Genomic DNA, 15751 nt, shown 5'->3' with positions numbered 1-15751 from the left:
CTAAAGAAACATCGTCAGCAACGGAATACTCAGCACAGAAAGTAAAGTGGTAAGGAAGGTACCTTCTGCCATGATGACCTCCCCTTTCTGATACTGGATACAGAACAAAGTACCATACGAAGCCACGGGCATAGCCGCCAGCACGACATTGATATTGGCAATGGTCTCATCTACCCGACAAAGGCGTGAGAGGTACAGAATAAGGAGTGGTACCAGCATCAGGCGCAGAAACGACATCAGGTAGATAGCCGTATTGCCGAACATCCGGCGAATAGGAACCTGAGCAATAGATGAGCCAATGATAAGCAAAGCTGCAGGCACGGTGACATTCCCCAATAGAATAAACGGAGTACTAATGACACGAGGAGGTACCCACCCTGTTACGACAATCAGAATAGAAAGATACGAAGCTATCATAGCCGGGCAATAGAGAGTACGCCAATCAAAGCGCATTTTCCCCTGACCGTCTGAAATAAAGAGAGTTCCAAACACAAATATCAGTAAAGTGCTTGGAAAATTAAGGATACTGGCATAAAATACTGCATTGGCTCCAAAAATAGAAGCAACAATAGGATATCCGATAAAGCCCACATTACCAAATGCCAGCATAAAACTATAAATACCACGATCGGACGATTTGACAGGTAAATAGCGCGGAAGCAAAAAGGCGGCTCCAATGAGAATGACATAGGTAGCAAAACCTACCACAAGTAAGGGTAGAATCAATCCTCTGTCAGGAAGTGTGTCGTCCATCACCGATGAAAGTATCAGACTAGGACACGTCACGTTGATGACCAGTCCAGAAAGTTTGCGGTCGAAATCCGCATCCATCATTTTCTTCTTACTCAAATAATAGCCGATGATTACCAGAATAAACAGAATAATCATCTGAGTAACGATTGCATCCATTGTATTCTTCTTACCTTAAAAAAAGTTGTGCAAAGATACAGATTATCATATTTGAGTGAGCATATTTCTACAGGCTTTCTTCTGAAAACTTCACATTTTCTTCTACGATTATCGAAACCATTTGTCTGCTTTTAGTACATTTGCATTGTTTTTTATAAATCAGATACAAGGCTATTTCTTTCGGGAGGTAGCCTTGCCTATGTCGAACAACCGAAAGCAGAAAACAATGGAAACATTTTATAATGTAGTATCTGGAAATCAGCTTGTATTGGTGGATTTCTTTGCCACTTGGTGCCAACCCTGTAAAATGATGCACCCGATTTTGAAACAAGTTAAAGATATACTGGGAGAACGCATCCAAATTATCAAGATTGATGTAGATACACACAACACATTGTCTCAAAAGTATCAGATTCAGTCCGTCCCTACCCTAATGTTATTTCGCAGGGGTGAAGTGCTTTGGAGAACCAGCGGCGTAATACAAAAGGCAGAGTTGCTGAGTACAATTGATCCTTTTCTGAGATAATCCATAAGCCAAAACATTTGGGAAGAATCTCCCGGACACACATACGTTTGTCATTTAATAATTAATTTTGCATCTTAAACACATAACATCTACCATCACATGAAGAAACTAAGCAAGAATGCCATTATCGGCTATCCGGCAGGAATTATCACCGGCATTACATACGGGTTGAATCCCTTGTTTGCGGTTCCGTTGATGAAAAACGGTGCTGCTACAGAGTCCATACTTTTCTTCCGCTACTCTTTTGCGGTAATACTTTTAGGACTGTTTCTGATACTCCGTAAACAAAGTTTTCAAGTTTCCGGAAAGCAGATTGGTGTGTTGTTTGCCCTCGGCTTACTTTACACTGCAAGCAGTATTTTCCTTTTCGATGCATACGAATACATCGCCTCCGGACTGGCCACCACACTGGTTTTCCTTTACCCTGTTCTTGTGGCCATCATCATGGTGTTTCTGAGGGTCGTCCCCTCATGGCCGGTATGGCTTGCCATTGCCGCTACCTTTGGTGGAGTACTTATCATGACACAAAGCGACGGTTCACAAACCATCAATCCCATCGGTGTATTACTTTCAATTGCCTCGGCACTGGTGTACGCACTTTTCATCGTCATCATCAACCGTAGCAAGGTCATTGCCGGCATATCCAATTCCTTGCTCACCTTTTATGCCCTTACGGTAGGAGCAATTGTATTTCTCGGGAAAATCTTCTGTTCCGATACCGCAATAACCGCTGGAATCACTACCGGAGCAGACTGGCTCAACCTCGTAGGACTTGCTCTTCTGCCCACCATTGTTTCTACGGCTACACTTGCCATCGCTTCGCGCAACATCGGAGCCACCAAAGCTTCGGTACTTGGCGTATTCGAACCCATTACGGCCATCGTGGTCGGAACAGTTATGTTTGGCGAACCACTCACCACAAACATCATTGTGGGAATCTCCATTGCCATAGTGGCCGTTACATTTATGATTACCGTGACCAAACGATAAGATATATAGCAAACGGATACATGAGAGACTTTGCAGCTATCGATTTCGAAACCGCCAACAACCAGCGCTCATCGGTCTGTTCCGTTGGCGTAGTTGTAGTGCGCAACGGTGAGATAACAGATACTTTTTACTCCCTGATCAACCCGGAGCCAAACTATTACAATTACTGGTGCTCAAAGGTACACGGACTCACCCGTGAAGATACCGAAGATGCACCGGTATTTCCCCATGTATGGAGACAGATTGAACCGATTATCGAGGGAGTCCCACTCGTGGCACACAACCGCCCTTTCGATGAGAGTTGCCTGAAGGCGGTCTTCCGGGTCTATCAGATGGACTATCCCGACTACACGTTTTACGATACTCTGTGCGTAGCCCGCAAAGTATTCCCTACACTCCCCAATCACCAGTTGCATACCGTAGCCGCGGCCTGCGGATACCGCCTGGGAAATCATCACCACGCTCTGGCCGATGCCGAAGCTTGCGCGTGGATAGCAAGAGAAATTCTGTAAATGCAGATAGTCTTTTGAAGTACAATGTAATCTATACAAAAAGCCAACCCATTCGTAATTATAAAAACGAATCGGTTGGCTGATTTTTATTTATAGTTCTAAGCCGGAGCTATTATTCTACAACTTGTTCCAGTGAAATCCCCAATGCTTTAGCTACACCCTTACCATAATTTTCATCGGCTTTCAGACAATTCTTAATATGACGGATTTTAATCATATCCGGAATATCTCCCATTGCACGAGCTGTATTTCCGAAGAGAGCCTCCTGTTGCTCAGGACTCATCAAACGGAACAAATCACCGGCCTGTGAATAATAGTCCGAATCATCTTCCCGATAGTCCCACTGGTAAGCCGCTCCATCGAGTTCCAAAGGCGGTTCCTTATACTCGCTCTGTTGTTGCCACTCGCCAAAGCTATTAGGCTCGTATCCCAATGTAGAACCGTGATTGCCATCTACACGCATCTGTCCGTCGCGGTGATACATATTAAGGAAAGGACAACGGCTACGGTTTACCGGAATCTGGTGGTGATTTACACCCAGACGATAGCGCTGAGTATCACCATATGAGAAAAGTCGGCCTTGCAACATACGGTCGGGCGAGAAGCTGATACCAGGCACTACATTAGCCGGATTAAAGGCTGCCTGCTCTACATCGGCAAAATAATTCTCCGGATTACGATTCAGTTCCAGAACTCCCACTTCAATCAGCGGATATTGTTTTTGCGACCAGACCTTGGTCAAGTCGAACGGATTAAACGGACAATTAGCAGCCTGCTCTTCCGTCATCAGCTGGATATACATTGTCCATCGTGGGAAATCACCCCGCTCGATGCTTTCGTACAAATCACGCTGATGGCTCTCGCGGTCTTTTGCGATGATAGCTTCTGCCTCCTGATCGGTAAGGTTCTTGATGCCCTGCTGGGTATGCAAATGGAATTTTACCCATACCCGTTCGCCACGTGCATTAATCAACGAGAAAGTATGGCTACCATACCCATGCATATGACGATAAGAAGCCGGAATACCACGGTCGCTCATGGTAATAGTTACCTGATGCAAGGCTTCCGGGAGCGAAGTCCAGAAATCCCAGTTATTAAGCGGACTACGCATATTGGTACGCGGGTCGCGCTTAACGGCATGATTCAAGTCGGGAAATTTCAGAGGATCGCGCAAAAAGAAGACCGGTGTATTGTTGCCTACCAAATCCCAATTGCCTTCTTCTGTATAAAACTTAATGGCAAAGCCACGGATATCGCGCTCTGCATCGGCCGCGCCACGCTCTCCGGCTACCGTAGAAAAACGGACAAACACTTCCGTTTCCTTACCAATAGCAGAAAATATAGCGGCTTTGGTATATGCCGTAATATCATTAGTTACCGTAAACTTACCAAAAGCTCCAGAACCTTTGGCATGCATACGACGTTCGGGAATCACTTCACGGTCGAAATGAGCCAGTTTTTCCAGGAACCATACATCCTGTAAAAGCATCGGGCCTCGCCGACCTGCGGTTGCTACATTCTGATTGTCGGCAACCGGTGCGCCAGAAGCGCTTGTAAGTTTTTTATTCTCCATAACTACAACATTTTTAATAATTACTGAATAGATGAAATATTTATGAAACCATCCAGCCGTTTTTTATCCGCATCGGTCAAAAAACCGGTTTTCGATTTCAGATAAGGTACTTTCTGTTTACTCTGTATACCCAAAACTTTTTTCATTTTACGGAAAAGGCTGCCAGTCCGGATTTTATAAGTTGTAAAAAGAAGCGTATGCTCTGCAGGTACTCGCCCTGCTATTTTCCGGCTAAAAGTCTTCCAACGCTCATGTGGATGCTGACCCACGACAAACCATCCGCATGTCCAGCATCCCGAAATCAGATAGTCCGTTTCATTGAGCCGTTCCGAATCATAATCCGTAATAGCACTTAAACTGACGTTCAGTCCTTTCGACCAAAGATACATGGCTATTTCGCGGGCATAACCGGCTGTTTTTCCTTTATGGCTATAATATAAAACAACGGCTCGTTTTCCTTTTGTATGTATAGATTGAGTGCTCATTATGTTTTTATTTCATGATCTAAAAACATAACGAAGAAAAACAGAAGTCGGTTCATTTGAAAAAATCTTTTTTTCCGATAAGACTAATCGATAAAAACGATAAGTCAAACTCCCCAAAGAAAGTACGACTCTCCCTGTCAGTAACTTTTATTCCGTATATCGAGTGTCACATCCATGTAGGTCCGTTTCCCTTCAATGTAATCGGCATATAGGGTTTCCGCATCCTTTCCCTTCAGGATGTGACATTTTCCACACGACTCACAATCGTGCAAACATTTCCATGCCTCGATTACAAATGCCTGACGTTCTTCTTTGGTAGACTGATCAATTTTAGGAGGTATCATAAGATTCTATTTTAGAATAAGGGAATATACAAAGTTATCATTTTCTACGGAATAACATTCCATTAGCAGAAAGGTTCAAACGGTATAAAGACATCATCTGACAATGGAGTATATCCAACGACGCCGGACGTAAATTCAACGGCGTTGATGATGGAAACGGCGTCGCCGACCGCATAGCCGACAACGCCGTTTCAAAATCCATTCACGAAACAAAAGGACGTTTTCCAGTTCTCACTCTCATTCCGCTTCTTTTACGACCACTACCCGACTATTGGGCAGATCGGGAATGTAGATACAACCGTCCATCACGGAAATATCTGCCGGTCCTACCAGAGGTTGTGCCAGGTCTACATCAAGAGCCTTCATCTCACGGGTAGCCAAATCAACTCTGCAGATTTGAGCCGGAGCCCAGTTCGTCAAATAAATAGCCTTACCATCCGAAGCCAGTGCCAGTCCGTCGTATTGTCCCGGAGTTTCCACCCACTTCTCCGGCAAAGGATTCTTCATATCGGCTACACGATATACCACATTCCGGTCGGTCGTATTCCCATCGGCAGGATAAGAAGCCACGTAAAGCGCACCTTTGTACAACAACAGGCCGTTGGGTCCCGGTACAGAAAGCCATACCTCGGGAGTTCCCGGCTGAGACGGACGAGTTATGTCTACACGGAAAATGGTATCCGTATTCGTTACAGAAATATACAGATAGTTTCCGTCCACCACCAGATCGTTGGCAAAAAGATGACCTTCGGGCAACTGGATTGTATAAGGCTCTGCACTCTTGTCTTTCAGGTTATAGACCATCACCTTATTCACATCACATACATAGAGAAAGCCTTCGTGCACCCACATACCTTTGGGAGCCGACAAATGTCCGTCGGCCGCTATCAGCACCAGGTTCTTTCCGTCTTTGTGCCACACGATGTATCCTTTTCCTTCGCTATTGAGCGGATTGAGCTGCTCTGTACCAAAGTTAGCTATCAGCATGCCTCCTTCGTAAGGATAAGTGCTTTCGCAATAGCGTATGCCGTCTGTTACCTCTTTTGTTACACTCTGTGCCGATATCGTAAATACCGATATACCGGCAAAAATCATACTCAACAAAGTTTTCATCATTTATTCAGATTTTAGAAATTGATTCGTATCACCTTATCGGTTCATTTATTTTGTGAGGCAAAAATAGAAAGGAGAAAAGAATAATACTATATTTGCAAAACACTATATTTCGATGATATTCATCGATAAAACCGATTGATAAAAGGATGGAATTACGACAATTGAAATACTTTGAGAAAGCCTACGAGTATCAGAATTTCTCGGAGGCATCGCGCCTGTTGTTTATCTCGCAGAGTACACTCTCGCAACAAATCAAGCAACTTGAAGAAGAGCTGGATATTTTGCTATTCGACCGCATCGGAAAGCGGGTAGTACCCACCGAAGCGGGCAAAGCCTTCCTGCCCTATGCCAGAAAAGCCATACAGGATGCAGAAAGCGGAAAACAAATCATCAAAGATTTAAAGGGACTGGAAACGGGAGAGCTGCACATCGGTGCCACGTATAGTCTGAGTACCCTGCTTACCGATGCCCTGATGGCATTTACACAGGCTCATCCCAAGATAAAGATAAACATTACATTTGCTACTTCGGACGAACTCCTGGCACAACTGGCAGAAGGCCGCATGGATTGTGTACTTTCTTTTCTTCCGGAAAAACTGGATGGCAACTTCGATACATTACCCCTGTTTTCCTCCGGTCTGTACTTCATCGCCCACCGGTCGCACCCGCTGGCTTCCATCTCATCCATCACACTGAACAAATTGTCGCAAACCCCTCTTATTCTTCCTGCCAGAGGATTTGCCACACGGCAGAAAATTGAAGAAATTTGCATCAACAAGAAACTCCATCTGCACATCGGCATGGAGGTGAACGACGTACAGACCATCATCCGCCTGCTCGAAGGAGGCAAATGGGCTACCATACTGACCGAAGCCGCCGTACACGAGGAACCTGATTTGGTAAAAATCCCTATTCTATCGGTCGAACGGCTTGCCACGCAAGGCTTTCTTTTCTGGCCGCAGGGCGTCTACCGGAAGAAATCTACACTGGCTTTTGCCAAATTTCTCCAACAGGTTATCGCTCCACATAAACACTGATTATAACCTTACCATTCTATGAATTGATTATGAAAATCGTAATAGCTACCGATTCTTTTAAAGGATGTCTTACTTCGGAAGAGGTAGAAAGCACCCTTGCACAAGCATTAAGCGGAGAAGACACAGAAGTGCTCACCCTGCCCATGTCCGACGGAGGCGAAGGAATGCTCGAAGCATTTGTTTCGGCTCTGCACGGAAGCATTGTAGAAACAGAAGTGCACAATCCGCTCATGCAATGCATCTCTGCCCCTTATGGGATTGCCCCCGACGGTACGGCCGTGATAGAAAGTGCCAGAGCCTGCGGACTGACTCTGATGAAAGAAGACGAACGGAATCCGCTCGTGGCTACCACCTACGGAGTAGGCGAACTCATTGCCGATGCCCTCTGCCGGGGATGCCGCACGTTTATCATAGGTCTGGGCGGAAGCGGAACGAGCGATGCCGGAAAGGGTATGTTGCAGGCACTGGCCGACCGCTTCACCGAGAGCAAGAGCATCGACGAACTGCCCTCAAGCCGCATACCCGCATGCCGTTTTCTCCTGGCCAGCGATGTACGCAATCCGCTTTACGGAGAAAATGGAGCAGCCTTTGTGTTTGGTCCTCAAAAGGGAGCCACTCCCCAGATGGTAGAACAGCTCGACCGGCAGGCACGGCTCTTTGCCCGCCACTCGGCCGCACAACTCGGAAGAGATGCCTCGCAAGTAGCGGGTGCCGGAGCGGCAGGAGGTTTGGGCTATGCCTTCATACAGTACTTCCGGGCAGAAGTAAAATCGGGAGCCGACCTCTTGCTTCGTCTCATCCACTTCGACGAAACAATAAGCAATGCCGACCTTATTATCACCGGCGAAGGACGTGCCGACCGGCAGACACTCATGGGCAAGTTGCCGGAACGTATTCTGAGAAGCGCACAGAAGCAGCACATCCCCGTCTGGCTGGTAGCCGGACAAACCAGCGATACGGAATCACTCCTCAGAGCAGGGTTTGCCCGTGCCGACGGTATTACTCCTGCATACATGCCTATCGAAGAGGCTATGCGCCCCGAAACTGCCCGAAAAAACCTGCAAGCATGGGTCAGCCGGATAAAGCACAGGCTCCCCGCTTTGTGCAGGAAGCCTTATCAGGGGTAGTGGTACTTATTCTTCGCCTGCTTACGGAAAGACAATTAGCTTCTAAAAAATGAGAAAAAAGTGATAAATTTGCACAGAAACCAAATCATCATTAAAAATGGGAAAACAGGAATACATACAGGCCAACAAAGAATGGCTGGCTGCCAAGGCTAAAGAAGAAGGTGTAATGGCTCTGCCAAAAGGGATTTTTTATAAGGTACTGGCTTCGGGAGCAAACGACGGAAAGCATCCTACTCCGCGAAGCATCGTGACCGCACATTATACCGGACGTACCATCAACGGAAAGAAATTCGACAGCAGCCGCGGAGGAACACCCATCGCCTTCCGCCTGAGCGACCTGATAGAGGGATGGATTATCGCCATGCAACGCATGTGTGTGGGCGACAAATGGGAGGTGTACATCCCGGCAGAAATGGGCTACGGGAAATTCTCGCAACCGGGCATTCCGGGAGGGTCTACCCTGATTTTCGAAATCGAGCTGCTGGGCATCGCATAATGTACAGGGCGTGTGCGCACACAAGGAAACTGCCTTAGCGCACACGAAGTTCCCAGAAAGCTACGGCCGAAGCGGCGGCTACATTGAGTGAATCTACTCCGTGGAACATGGGGATGCGTACCACATAATCGGCTCCCTCGATGGCCTGTGCAGGAAGTCCATCGCCCTCGGTTCCCAAGACCAGTGCCAGACGAGGCTCGGCTTTCAGTGCCGGATGGTCGAGCGATACGGAGCGCTGAGTGAGTGCCAGAGCAGCCGTGCGGAATCCTGCCTCTTTAAGGCTCTGGAAAGGATGCTCGCTCCACGCCCAGGGCACCAGAAACACCGAACCCATCGACACACGTACGGCACGACGGTTCAAGGGGTCGCACGAATCGGGCGTGAGCAGAATACCGTCTACACCCAGTGCGGCGGCAGAGCGGAAAATGGCTCCGATGTTGGTCGTATCGGTCACTCCATGAATCACGGCTACACGGCGTGCATCGCGACATACCTCGGCGGCCGTAAGAGGAGCCGGACGACGCATGGCACAAAGCACACCGCGCGTCAGGGTATACCCCGTGAGCCGGGCAAGAAGTTCGCGTTCGCCCGTATATACAGGCAAGTGTGGCATACGTGCCACCAGGTCGGCCGCATCGCCCGCAATATGTTTCCGCTCGCAAAGTAGAGCCACGGGTTCGTAACCGGCATCAAGCGCCACACGAATCACCTTAGGACTCTCGGCAATGAATATTCCGCGAAGCGGGTCGATACGGTTGCGCAACTGAGCTTCGGTAAGCGTACTGAACACTTCTACTCCGGGATGACGGAGCGATTCTATTTCGATAACTGGCATAATTCTTTTCTTTTTCCGCCTTCAAAGATAGTGAAAGGCGAGTGCAGAGGCAAACGGAAAACAAAGTTTTCAAAGTTTGACCTATGCCGAGCCGACTCCTATCTTATCTGTTTTCTCCACATGCTTCAGCTGGCTCAAGATGCCTGTCTACATAACTCCGGAAACGCTCCAGCCCCTCGATAAGCGAAGCACGGGGACAAGCAATATTCCAGCGCATAAAGTCTTCTCCCTCTTCTCCATACATAGTACCGGCATTGAGATGTAAGCTGACTTCCCGAATCAGATGTTCTTCTAAATGAGCAGACGAAACACCCAACTTCCGGCAATCCATCCATACCAGATAAGTTCCTTCCAGCTTCATCAGAGGAAAAAGAGGCAGGAAGGTGGCACAAAACCGTTTCATGCATTGATAATTTTCCCACAGGTAGTCCGTCAGCTGGCAGAGCCACTCCTCGCCTTCCCGATATGCCGCCAGAGTTGCTACTACACCAAAAGGATTTACATCACATACTTCATTGATGTTGATGGCACGATCTATTTTTCTGCGTACATCCTCATTCTGTGCTACAATAGTAGCTATCTGCAATCCGGCTATATTAAAAGCCTTGCTGGGAGAAAAACACGTCACAGAATGCCGGGCAAATTCATCGGACAAAGAAGCAAAAGGTGTGTAGACGTGTCCGGGATACACCAGTTCGCCGTGTATTTCATCGGACACAACGGTTACTCCATGCCGAATGCAGATTGTACCTATACGTTCCAGTTCCTCTTTTGTCCACACACGTCCCACAGGGTTGTGCGGATTGCAAAGAACCATCAGTTTGGCTCCGGTCACTTTCCGCTCCAGGTCTTCGAAATCTATGCGATAAGTGTCACACTCTCTTACCAGGGAACTGGTGACACACTCACACCCGTTATTGCGGATTGAAGAAAAGAAGCAGTTATATACCGGAGTCTGTACTACAACCTTATCGCCCGGAACGGTCAGAGCCTTGATTACCGCCGACAAAGCCGGTACCACCCCCGAAGTATAAATCATCCATTCGCAAGGTATCTTCCATCCGTGTCTCCGTCCGAACCAGTCCGACACGGCTTCATAGTATGCCTCAGGAACACGGGTATACCCGAAGATTCCGTGTGCAACCCGTTCCTGCAAAGCCTGTACAATAGCAGGTGCGGTACGGAAATCCATATCGGCTACCCACATAGGCAACACTTCTTCACCGTTTTCTCCATCCCATTTATAAGAGCAGGTATTACGGCGGGAAATTATCTCATCAAAATCGTACTTCATATTCAATCATCAAAACAGGTTTGTCCGTCCCAAAGTTTCAGTTCACAAGAAGCAGGTTCCTTGATGTGCTCATCGAGAATAATCTCTCCGTAACTCTCGGCGGTGATGCATCCGGACAACGGATTTTTTACCCCGCCAATGGCTCCGCGAATGGTAGCCTGAACACTGCTGTATTCGAAAGCACGATCGCATTCCGGTCCAAAAGTACAGTTCTCCAGTACCAGATTATGAGCATAACAAAGTGGCTGTTCGCCGGTAATATGGCAATTTACCAGACGCAGGTTCCGTGAATGCCATCCTAAATACTCTCCATTCAGCTCGGAATCATAAATGGTCACATTCTCCACCTCCCAAAACGCATCTTTGGTGGTAATCCGTGCATGATGAATCTCTGCATTTTTTACGTATTGAAACACATACTTGCTATCGCTCTCCAATCCGTCGACATATATCTCATTGCTAAACATAAACGGATACGTACCGCCGTGTAGCTTCAAGTCTTTGATACGGATGTTCCGGCAACGCCAGAATACTTCATCGGCATCGTTTATTTCTACATTTTCTATCTCTATATCCGACATCTCACGAAACATCTTCGGCGCATCAATGCGGGTATCTTTCATGACAAGATGATCGGAATACCACAGGGCAGAGCGTCCGCCAACATCGAAAAAACAATTCTCGATGCTAAAGCCATGTACATGCCAGAAAGGATAGTTTCCTTCAAAACGGCAATTAGTAGCCCGGATATTGCTACATTCTTTTATAGCCGACTCTCCTGCACGGATTATTACATGATCCAGGTGGAGATTGTGCGAAGCAAACAGAGGACGTTCTCCTCCAAATTCAGTATTTTTTATCAATTCCATATGCGTTGCCATTTAATTGTTTTTCAACTCAAAAGTTACTTCTACATCGTTATATCCTACCGTCGTTTCCAATCCTTCTGCCTGATCTATTTTCCCTAAACGGGTATAGGAATAAGGAGAAGAAAGACGATCGTAAAATAAAACAACCGTATTGTTTCCCCACAAAAGTAAATCACCCGCATAAATGGTACCCGGGCGATAGGAATCTACCGGCAACGAGTAGGGCAAGGTGTAATATTTCTCATTACCGTTCATTTCGGTCATCGTAACCGTCATAGGAAGACGGGATACAAAGGCGCGTGCCGTTTCATTGTCTTCCAGGGTAGCAGAGAAAACCTTCTCTCCTATCCGAATCTGTATCGTTCTGTTCATTTTATCTTCTTCATTATTGGGATTATTATAATCTTCATTCCCTTCTCCACTTTCTGAAGGAGGTAGCGGTTGTTTTTCTTCCATATACCCCCTCTCATCGGGGCTGCACGACATCATACCAATCATGGCCACAAAAAGCAAAGTCCACATACAGTACCATCCTATCTTCATGTGTAAAATAGTTTTACAAATTACATTTATTTATTTTTTATCCACCGGTTACCACAGAGCCGGCATAAGAAAATACCTCCCCGGAAACAGAGCTCCACACACATCGCAATCCATACTCCCTTCAGCCCCATCGACGGAGCAAGTAGAGCGGCCAACGAAAGACGTACGGCCCAAATACTAAAGAAGTTCATCAGGCAGGGAACAAGTGTATCGGCAACTCCTACAAACACACCATAAGATACAATGGAAGCGGCAAACATGGGTTCTGCAAAGGCTTCAATGCGAAGTGCCATGACTCCTAATTCGCGGACTTCGGGTACGGGAGTCATGAGTCCGATAATGTGGGGAGCCCATACATACATGGCTACTCCCATTATCCCCATAACCGCCATTCCCAATCCTACCGTAATGAAAGCAAACCGACGTGTCAAAGCGAACCGTCCGGCTCCATAGCTCTGCCCTGCCAATGTGGTAGCGGCATCAGCTATCCCATAACCAGGCATATAACAAAGGCTCTCGGCGGTTATGGCAAACGAGTTGGCGGCAATGGCAAAGATACCCAGCGGAGCAACTATGACGGTAGTCATTATTTGGGCTCCGCAAATCACGATATGCTCCAGCCCCATGGGCAACCCGATATGGAGTGCTTTCTTTACGACTTCCATTTTAGGGAGAAAACTTCCACTCTCCGACGTAAGGCGTAACACTGAAGAACGGACAAAAAGATACCATCCCATATATCCCGTAGCAAATGTTTCGGCTAAGGCTGTACCCAATGCTGCTCCTGCTACACCCAGGTCTGCACCCGGAACAAACACAGATATCGTACCTATCTGTATCTCCCTCGAAGGAAATATCAGAAAGAAGTTCAATATGATATCGGCCACACACATCCACACTCCTGTCTGGCTGGGTACACGCATATTACCACTACACCGGAGCATTCCTCCCGCCAGAAAATTCATCTGAAGCACCGGCAAAAAAAGAGAAAAGACAAGAAAATAAAGTGATGCATCGTGCCGTATCGATTCTTCTCCTCCGAGCCATCGGGGAAGTACTCCACTTAAAGCAACTCCAACAAGGGCTAAAAGAATGGAAAAAAAGAGTGCAGCTCCTATGCCTTGCCTCAATACGGCACGGGCTTCTTTCAAATTGCCGCTTCCTATCTGATGAGCAACTTGTACAGAGAAGGCCATACCCATAGCTGTACAAAGTCCCCAGAATAGCCAGGTAGTAGTAGAGACTAATCCGATAGAGGCAGAAGCACCGGCACCCAGACTTCCCACCATCGCGGCATCAATATATTGCATCAGGATATAGGATAACTGGGCTACGATGGCAGGAATACTCAACCTTACTACCAAACGAATCTGTCCGGATCGGGTGATCGCTTTCCCCTCACGTATCAACGCAAGAAGTTCTTCGGTCTTTTCGGTTCCTTTCATTCGTTCATCAGTCTACAGACCGCACCACCTTTGCCGGCACTCCTGCCACCACCGTTCGGGGAGGTACATCTTTCGTCACCACGGCACCGGCCGCTACAATGGCACCTTCGCCTATCGTTACCCCTTGAAGAATAGTGGCATTCGAGCCAATCCATACATTCTTTTCTACCACAATAGGAGCCGGAAACATAGCGGCGCGGTGCTCGGGACGGAAATCGTGGTTCAGTGTAGCAAATACCACATTATGTCCCACCAGGCAACCATCGCCCAGTGTTATCCCACCATGGTCCTGGAAATGACATCCGGCATTCACAAACACATTCCGGCCTACACGGATATTCTTTCCGAAATCGGTATAAAACGGAGGAAACACGCGGAACGTATCGTCTACAGGATGTCCCGTGAGCTGGGAGAATAATACACGAAGCTCCTCCTGTGTATGGTAAGTGTAGTTCATCTGGCAGGTAATACGGCGTGCCTCGTCGTTCACTTCATTCATCAGCCGGTAAATCTCGGGAGTGTCGAGCGGACGGCGTGCCTTGACATGTTGCAAAAAATCGTCGAGTGTCATCTTATAATTATTTTAAATGTTCACGATAAAAAGCCGTTATCTCTCCGAAAGGAATCTTTTCCAGATTATCGTACAAATCGGTATGGCTGGCACCGGGCACGATAAGCAAGCGCTTATTCGCTCCTTTCAGCTTCTTGAAGGCATCTTCGCCAAAGTAGCGTGAGTGGGCCTTTTCTCCATGCACCACAAGTACGGCACTCTGAATCTCGTCGCTATACATCAGGATAGGCATATTGAGGAAAGAAAGCGAAGAGGTTTTGTTCCATCCGCCGTTCGAGTTGAGCGAGCGGGCATGATAGCCGCGCGGAGTCTTGTAATAAGCATAATAATCTTTTACAAATTGAGGAGCATCATCGGGCAGAGGATCAATTACACCTCCGGCCAGGGCATAGGTTCCGTTTCTGTAATCTTCCGTACGCTGGGCATTCAATTGTTTCCGAAGTTCCTGACGTGCATCGGCATCCATCGCATCGAAATACCCCCGGGCCGTTACCCGCGTCATGTCGTACATGGTAGAAGCCACCGTAGCCTTGATACGGGTATCGATAGCCGCCGCATTGAGAGCAAAACCTCCCCATCCGCAGATGCCCAGAATACCGATTCTCTCTGCATCGGCTTCGGGACAGGTAGAAAGATAGTCTACCGCCGCACAGAAGTCTTCTGTGTTGATGTCGGGCGAAGCTACATAGCGGGGTTCACCTCCACTCTCGCCGGTAAACGAGGGATCGAAGGCAAGCGTGAGAAAGCCCTGTTCTGCCAGCGTCTGCGCATAGAGTCCGCTACATTGTTCTTTTACCGCTCCGAAAGGACCACTCACGGCAATGGCGGGCAATTTCCCTTCTGCCTGCTTCGGAATATACAGGTCGGCGGCCAGCGTAATGCCGTAGCGGTTATGAAAGGTTACCTTTCTATGATCTACACGGTTGCTTTTCGGGAATGTCTTATCCCATTCTTCTGTAAGAGTCAGTTTTTGTTCCATCATACTATCTTTATTTAATCCGTTTGTCTGGGCACACATTTTTGTGGTTCCCCACAGGCACAGTACAGCTACCATGCCCCATTTTTTCCATCCCTGTTTC

18 protein-coding genes are annotated in these 15751 nt (G+C 47.4%); 6 read left to right on the top strand and 12 right to left on the bottom strand.

Annotated features, from left to right (window positions below):
- Complete coding sequence (locus tag O6P32_RS00670) at positions 1 to 909, bottom strand: AEC family transporter (RefSeq protein WP_269876301.1); 909 nt, start codon at positions 907 to 909, stop codon at positions 1 to 3.
- Between the two features lie 226 nt (positions 910 to 1135).
- Between O6P32_RS00670 and trxA the strand changes: the two genes are divergently transcribed.
- The 3 genes from trxA to O6P32_RS00655 all read left to right on the top strand — a co-directional run bounded on the left by trxA (position 1136) and on the right by O6P32_RS00655 (position 2937).
- A complete protein-coding gene (trxA, locus tag O6P32_RS00665; RefSeq protein WP_269876300.1) occupies positions 1136 to 1435 on the top strand; it encodes a thioredoxin in 300 nt (99 codons plus the stop codon).
- 99 nt (positions 1436 to 1534) lie between these two features.
- On the top strand, positions 1535 to 2425 hold the full coding sequence (locus O6P32_RS00660) for an EamA family transporter (protein ID WP_269876299.1): 891 nt from the start codon (positions 1535 to 1537) through the stop codon (positions 2423 to 2425).
- Positions 2426 to 2445: 20 nt separating this feature from the next.
- Positions 2446 to 2937 carry a 3'-5' exonuclease gene (locus tag O6P32_RS00655; RefSeq protein ID WP_269876298.1) on the top strand — a complete coding sequence of 164 codons (492 nt, stop codon included), beginning with the start codon at positions 2446 to 2448 and terminating at the stop codon, positions 2935 to 2937.
- A 112-nt stretch (positions 2938 to 3049) separates the two neighbouring features.
- Here the strand turns inward: O6P32_RS00655 and O6P32_RS00650 are convergent, their stop codons facing one another.
- The 4 genes from O6P32_RS00650 to O6P32_RS00635 form a co-directional block, all read right to left on the bottom strand.
- On the bottom strand, positions 3050 to 4510 hold the full coding sequence (locus O6P32_RS00650) for a catalase (RefSeq protein WP_269876297.1): 1461 nt from the start codon (positions 4508 to 4510) through the stop codon (positions 3050 to 3052).
- Between the two features lie 20 nt (positions 4511 to 4530).
- Entirely contained in the window at positions 4531 to 4995 is a 465-nt protein-coding gene (locus tag O6P32_RS00645; protein ID WP_269876296.1) for an NADPH-dependent FMN reductase family protein, read from the bottom strand.
- A gap of 137 nt (positions 4996 to 5132) precedes the next feature.
- The gene (locus O6P32_RS00640) at positions 5133 to 5339 is read right to left on the bottom strand and encodes a hypothetical protein (protein ID WP_269876295.1); all 207 of its coding nucleotides are present in this window, start codon (positions 5337 to 5339) and stop codon (positions 5133 to 5135) included.
- A 237-nt stretch (positions 5340 to 5576) separates the two neighbouring features.
- Complete coding sequence (locus tag O6P32_RS00635; protein ID WP_269876294.1) at positions 5577 to 6455, bottom strand: SMP-30/gluconolactonase/LRE family protein; 879 nt, start codon at positions 6453 to 6455, stop codon at positions 5577 to 5579.
- A 146-nt stretch (positions 6456 to 6601) separates the two neighbouring features.
- Here O6P32_RS00635 and O6P32_RS00630 point away from each other — a divergent pair, with 146 nt between their 5' ends.
- From O6P32_RS00630 to O6P32_RS00620, 3 genes are all read left to right on the top strand, one after another.
- A complete protein-coding gene (locus O6P32_RS00630; RefSeq protein ID WP_269876293.1) occupies positions 6602 to 7492 on the top strand; it encodes a LysR substrate-binding domain-containing protein in 891 nt (296 codons plus the stop codon).
- A 29-nt stretch (positions 7493 to 7521) separates the two neighbouring features.
- A complete protein-coding gene (locus O6P32_RS00625) occupies positions 7522 to 8619 on the top strand; it encodes a glycerate kinase family protein (RefSeq protein WP_269876292.1) in 1098 nt (365 codons plus the stop codon).
- A 97-nt stretch (positions 8620 to 8716) separates the two neighbouring features.
- Positions 8717 to 9115: an FKBP-type peptidyl-prolyl cis-trans isomerase gene (locus tag O6P32_RS00620; RefSeq protein WP_269876291.1), complete on the top strand. Its 399-nt coding sequence runs from the start codon at positions 8717 to 8719 to the stop codon at positions 9113 to 9115.
- Between the two features lie 34 nt (positions 9116 to 9149).
- Here the strand turns inward: O6P32_RS00620 and O6P32_RS00615 are convergent, their stop codons facing one another.
- From O6P32_RS00615 to O6P32_RS00585, 7 genes are all read right to left on the bottom strand, one after another.
- Positions 9150 to 9950 (bottom strand): TrmH family RNA methyltransferase, encoded by an 801-nt coding sequence (locus O6P32_RS00615; RefSeq protein WP_269876290.1) that lies wholly within the window; start codon positions 9948 to 9950, stop codon positions 9150 to 9152.
- A gap of 103 nt (positions 9951 to 10053) precedes the next feature.
- Complete coding sequence (locus tag O6P32_RS00610; RefSeq protein ID WP_269876289.1) at positions 10054 to 11244, bottom strand: MalY/PatB family protein; 1191 nt, start codon at positions 11242 to 11244, stop codon at positions 10054 to 10056.
- 2 nt (positions 11245 to 11246) lie between these two features.
- Positions 11247 to 12113, bottom strand: a complete 867-nt coding sequence (locus O6P32_RS00605) for a DUF3737 family protein (RefSeq protein ID WP_269876288.1) — start codon at positions 12111 to 12113, stop codon at positions 11247 to 11249.
- Between the two features lie 12 nt (positions 12114 to 12125).
- Positions 12126 to 12656, bottom strand: a complete 531-nt coding sequence (locus O6P32_RS00600) for a cyclophilin-like fold protein (RefSeq protein ID WP_269876287.1) — start codon at positions 12654 to 12656, stop codon at positions 12126 to 12128.
- Positions 12657 to 12682: 26 nt separating this feature from the next.
- Entirely contained in the window at positions 12683 to 14101 is a 1419-nt protein-coding gene (locus O6P32_RS00595; RefSeq protein WP_269876286.1) for an MATE family efflux transporter, read from the bottom strand.
- A 7-nt stretch (positions 14102 to 14108) separates the two neighbouring features.
- Entirely contained in the window at positions 14109 to 14672 is a 564-nt protein-coding gene (locus tag O6P32_RS00590) for a sugar O-acetyltransferase (protein ID WP_269876285.1), read from the bottom strand.
- Between the two features lie 7 nt (positions 14673 to 14679).
- On the bottom strand, positions 14680 to 15690 hold the full coding sequence (locus tag O6P32_RS00585; RefSeq protein WP_269876625.1) for an alpha/beta hydrolase: 1011 nt from the start codon (positions 15688 to 15690) through the stop codon (positions 14680 to 14682).
- Positions 15691 to 15751: the final 61 nt, after the last annotated feature.

It is taken from the genome of Phocaeicola acetigenes (genome assembly GCF_027529745.1).
GTDB classification, from domain to species: domain Bacteria; phylum Bacteroidota; class Bacteroidia; order Bacteroidales; family Bacteroidaceae; genus Phocaeicola; species Phocaeicola acetigenes.
This window is presented reverse-complemented; position numbering and strand designations above follow the sequence as displayed.

Excerpts from the sequence above, each read along its gene's own strand:
- O6P32_RS00630 (WP_269876293.1), top strand. The coding sequence starts at position 6,602 with ATGGAATTACGACAATTGAAATACTTTGAGAAAGCCTACGAGTATCAG.
- O6P32_RS00610 (WP_269876289.1), bottom strand. The coding sequence starts at position 11,244 with ATGAAGTACGATTTTGATGAGATAATTTCCCGCCGTAATACCTGCTCT.
- O6P32_RS00625 (WP_269876292.1), top strand. The coding sequence starts at position 7,522 with ATGAAAATCGTAATAGCTACCGATTCTTTTAAAGGATGTCTTACTTCG.
- O6P32_RS00670 (WP_269876301.1), bottom strand. The coding sequence starts at position 909 with ATGGATGCAATCGTTACTCAGATGATTATTCTGTTTATTCTGGTAATC.
- O6P32_RS00620 (WP_269876291.1), top strand. The coding sequence starts at position 8,717 with ATGGGAAAACAGGAATACATACAGGCCAACAAAGAATGGCTGGCTGCC.
- O6P32_RS00650 (WP_269876297.1), bottom strand. The coding sequence starts at position 4,510 with ATGGAGAATAAAAAACTTACAAGCGCTTCTGGCGCACCGGTTGCCGAC.
- O6P32_RS00600 (WP_269876287.1), bottom strand. The coding sequence starts at position 12,656 with ATGAAGATAGGATGGTACTGTATGTGGACTTTGCTTTTTGTGGCCATG.
- O6P32_RS00605 (WP_269876288.1), bottom strand. The coding sequence starts at position 12,113 with ATGGAATTGATAAAAAATACTGAATTTGGAGGAGAACGTCCTCTGTTT.
- O6P32_RS00645 (WP_269876296.1), bottom strand. The coding sequence starts at position 4,995 with ATGAGCACTCAATCTATACATACAAAAGGAAAACGAGCCGTTGTTTTA.
- trxA (WP_269876300.1), top strand. The coding sequence starts at position 1,136 with ATGGAAACATTTTATAATGTAGTATCTGGAAATCAGCTTGTATTGGTG.
- O6P32_RS00585 (WP_269876625.1), bottom strand. The coding sequence starts at position 15,690 with ATGTGTGCCCAGACAAACGGATTAAATAAAGATAGTATGATGGAACAA.
- O6P32_RS00635 (WP_269876294.1), bottom strand. The coding sequence starts at position 6,455 with ATGATGAAAACTTTGTTGAGTATGATTTTTGCCGGTATATCGGTATTT.
- O6P32_RS00660 (WP_269876299.1), top strand. The coding sequence starts at position 1,535 with ATGAAGAAACTAAGCAAGAATGCCATTATCGGCTATCCGGCAGGAATT.
- O6P32_RS00615 (WP_269876290.1), bottom strand. The coding sequence starts at position 9,950 with ATGCCAGTTATCGAAATAGAATCGCTCCGTCATCCCGGAGTAGAAGTG.
- O6P32_RS00595 (WP_269876286.1), bottom strand. The coding sequence starts at position 14,101 with ATGAAAGGAACCGAAAAGACCGAAGAACTTCTTGCGTTGATACGTGAG.
- O6P32_RS00655 (WP_269876298.1), top strand. The coding sequence starts at position 2,446 with ATGAGAGACTTTGCAGCTATCGATTTCGAAACCGCCAACAACCAGCGC.
- O6P32_RS00640 (WP_269876295.1), bottom strand. The coding sequence starts at position 5,339 with ATGATACCTCCTAAAATTGATCAGTCTACCAAAGAAGAACGTCAGGCA.
- O6P32_RS00590 (WP_269876285.1), bottom strand. The coding sequence starts at position 14,672 with ATGACACTCGACGATTTTTTGCAACATGTCAAGGCACGCCGTCCGCTC.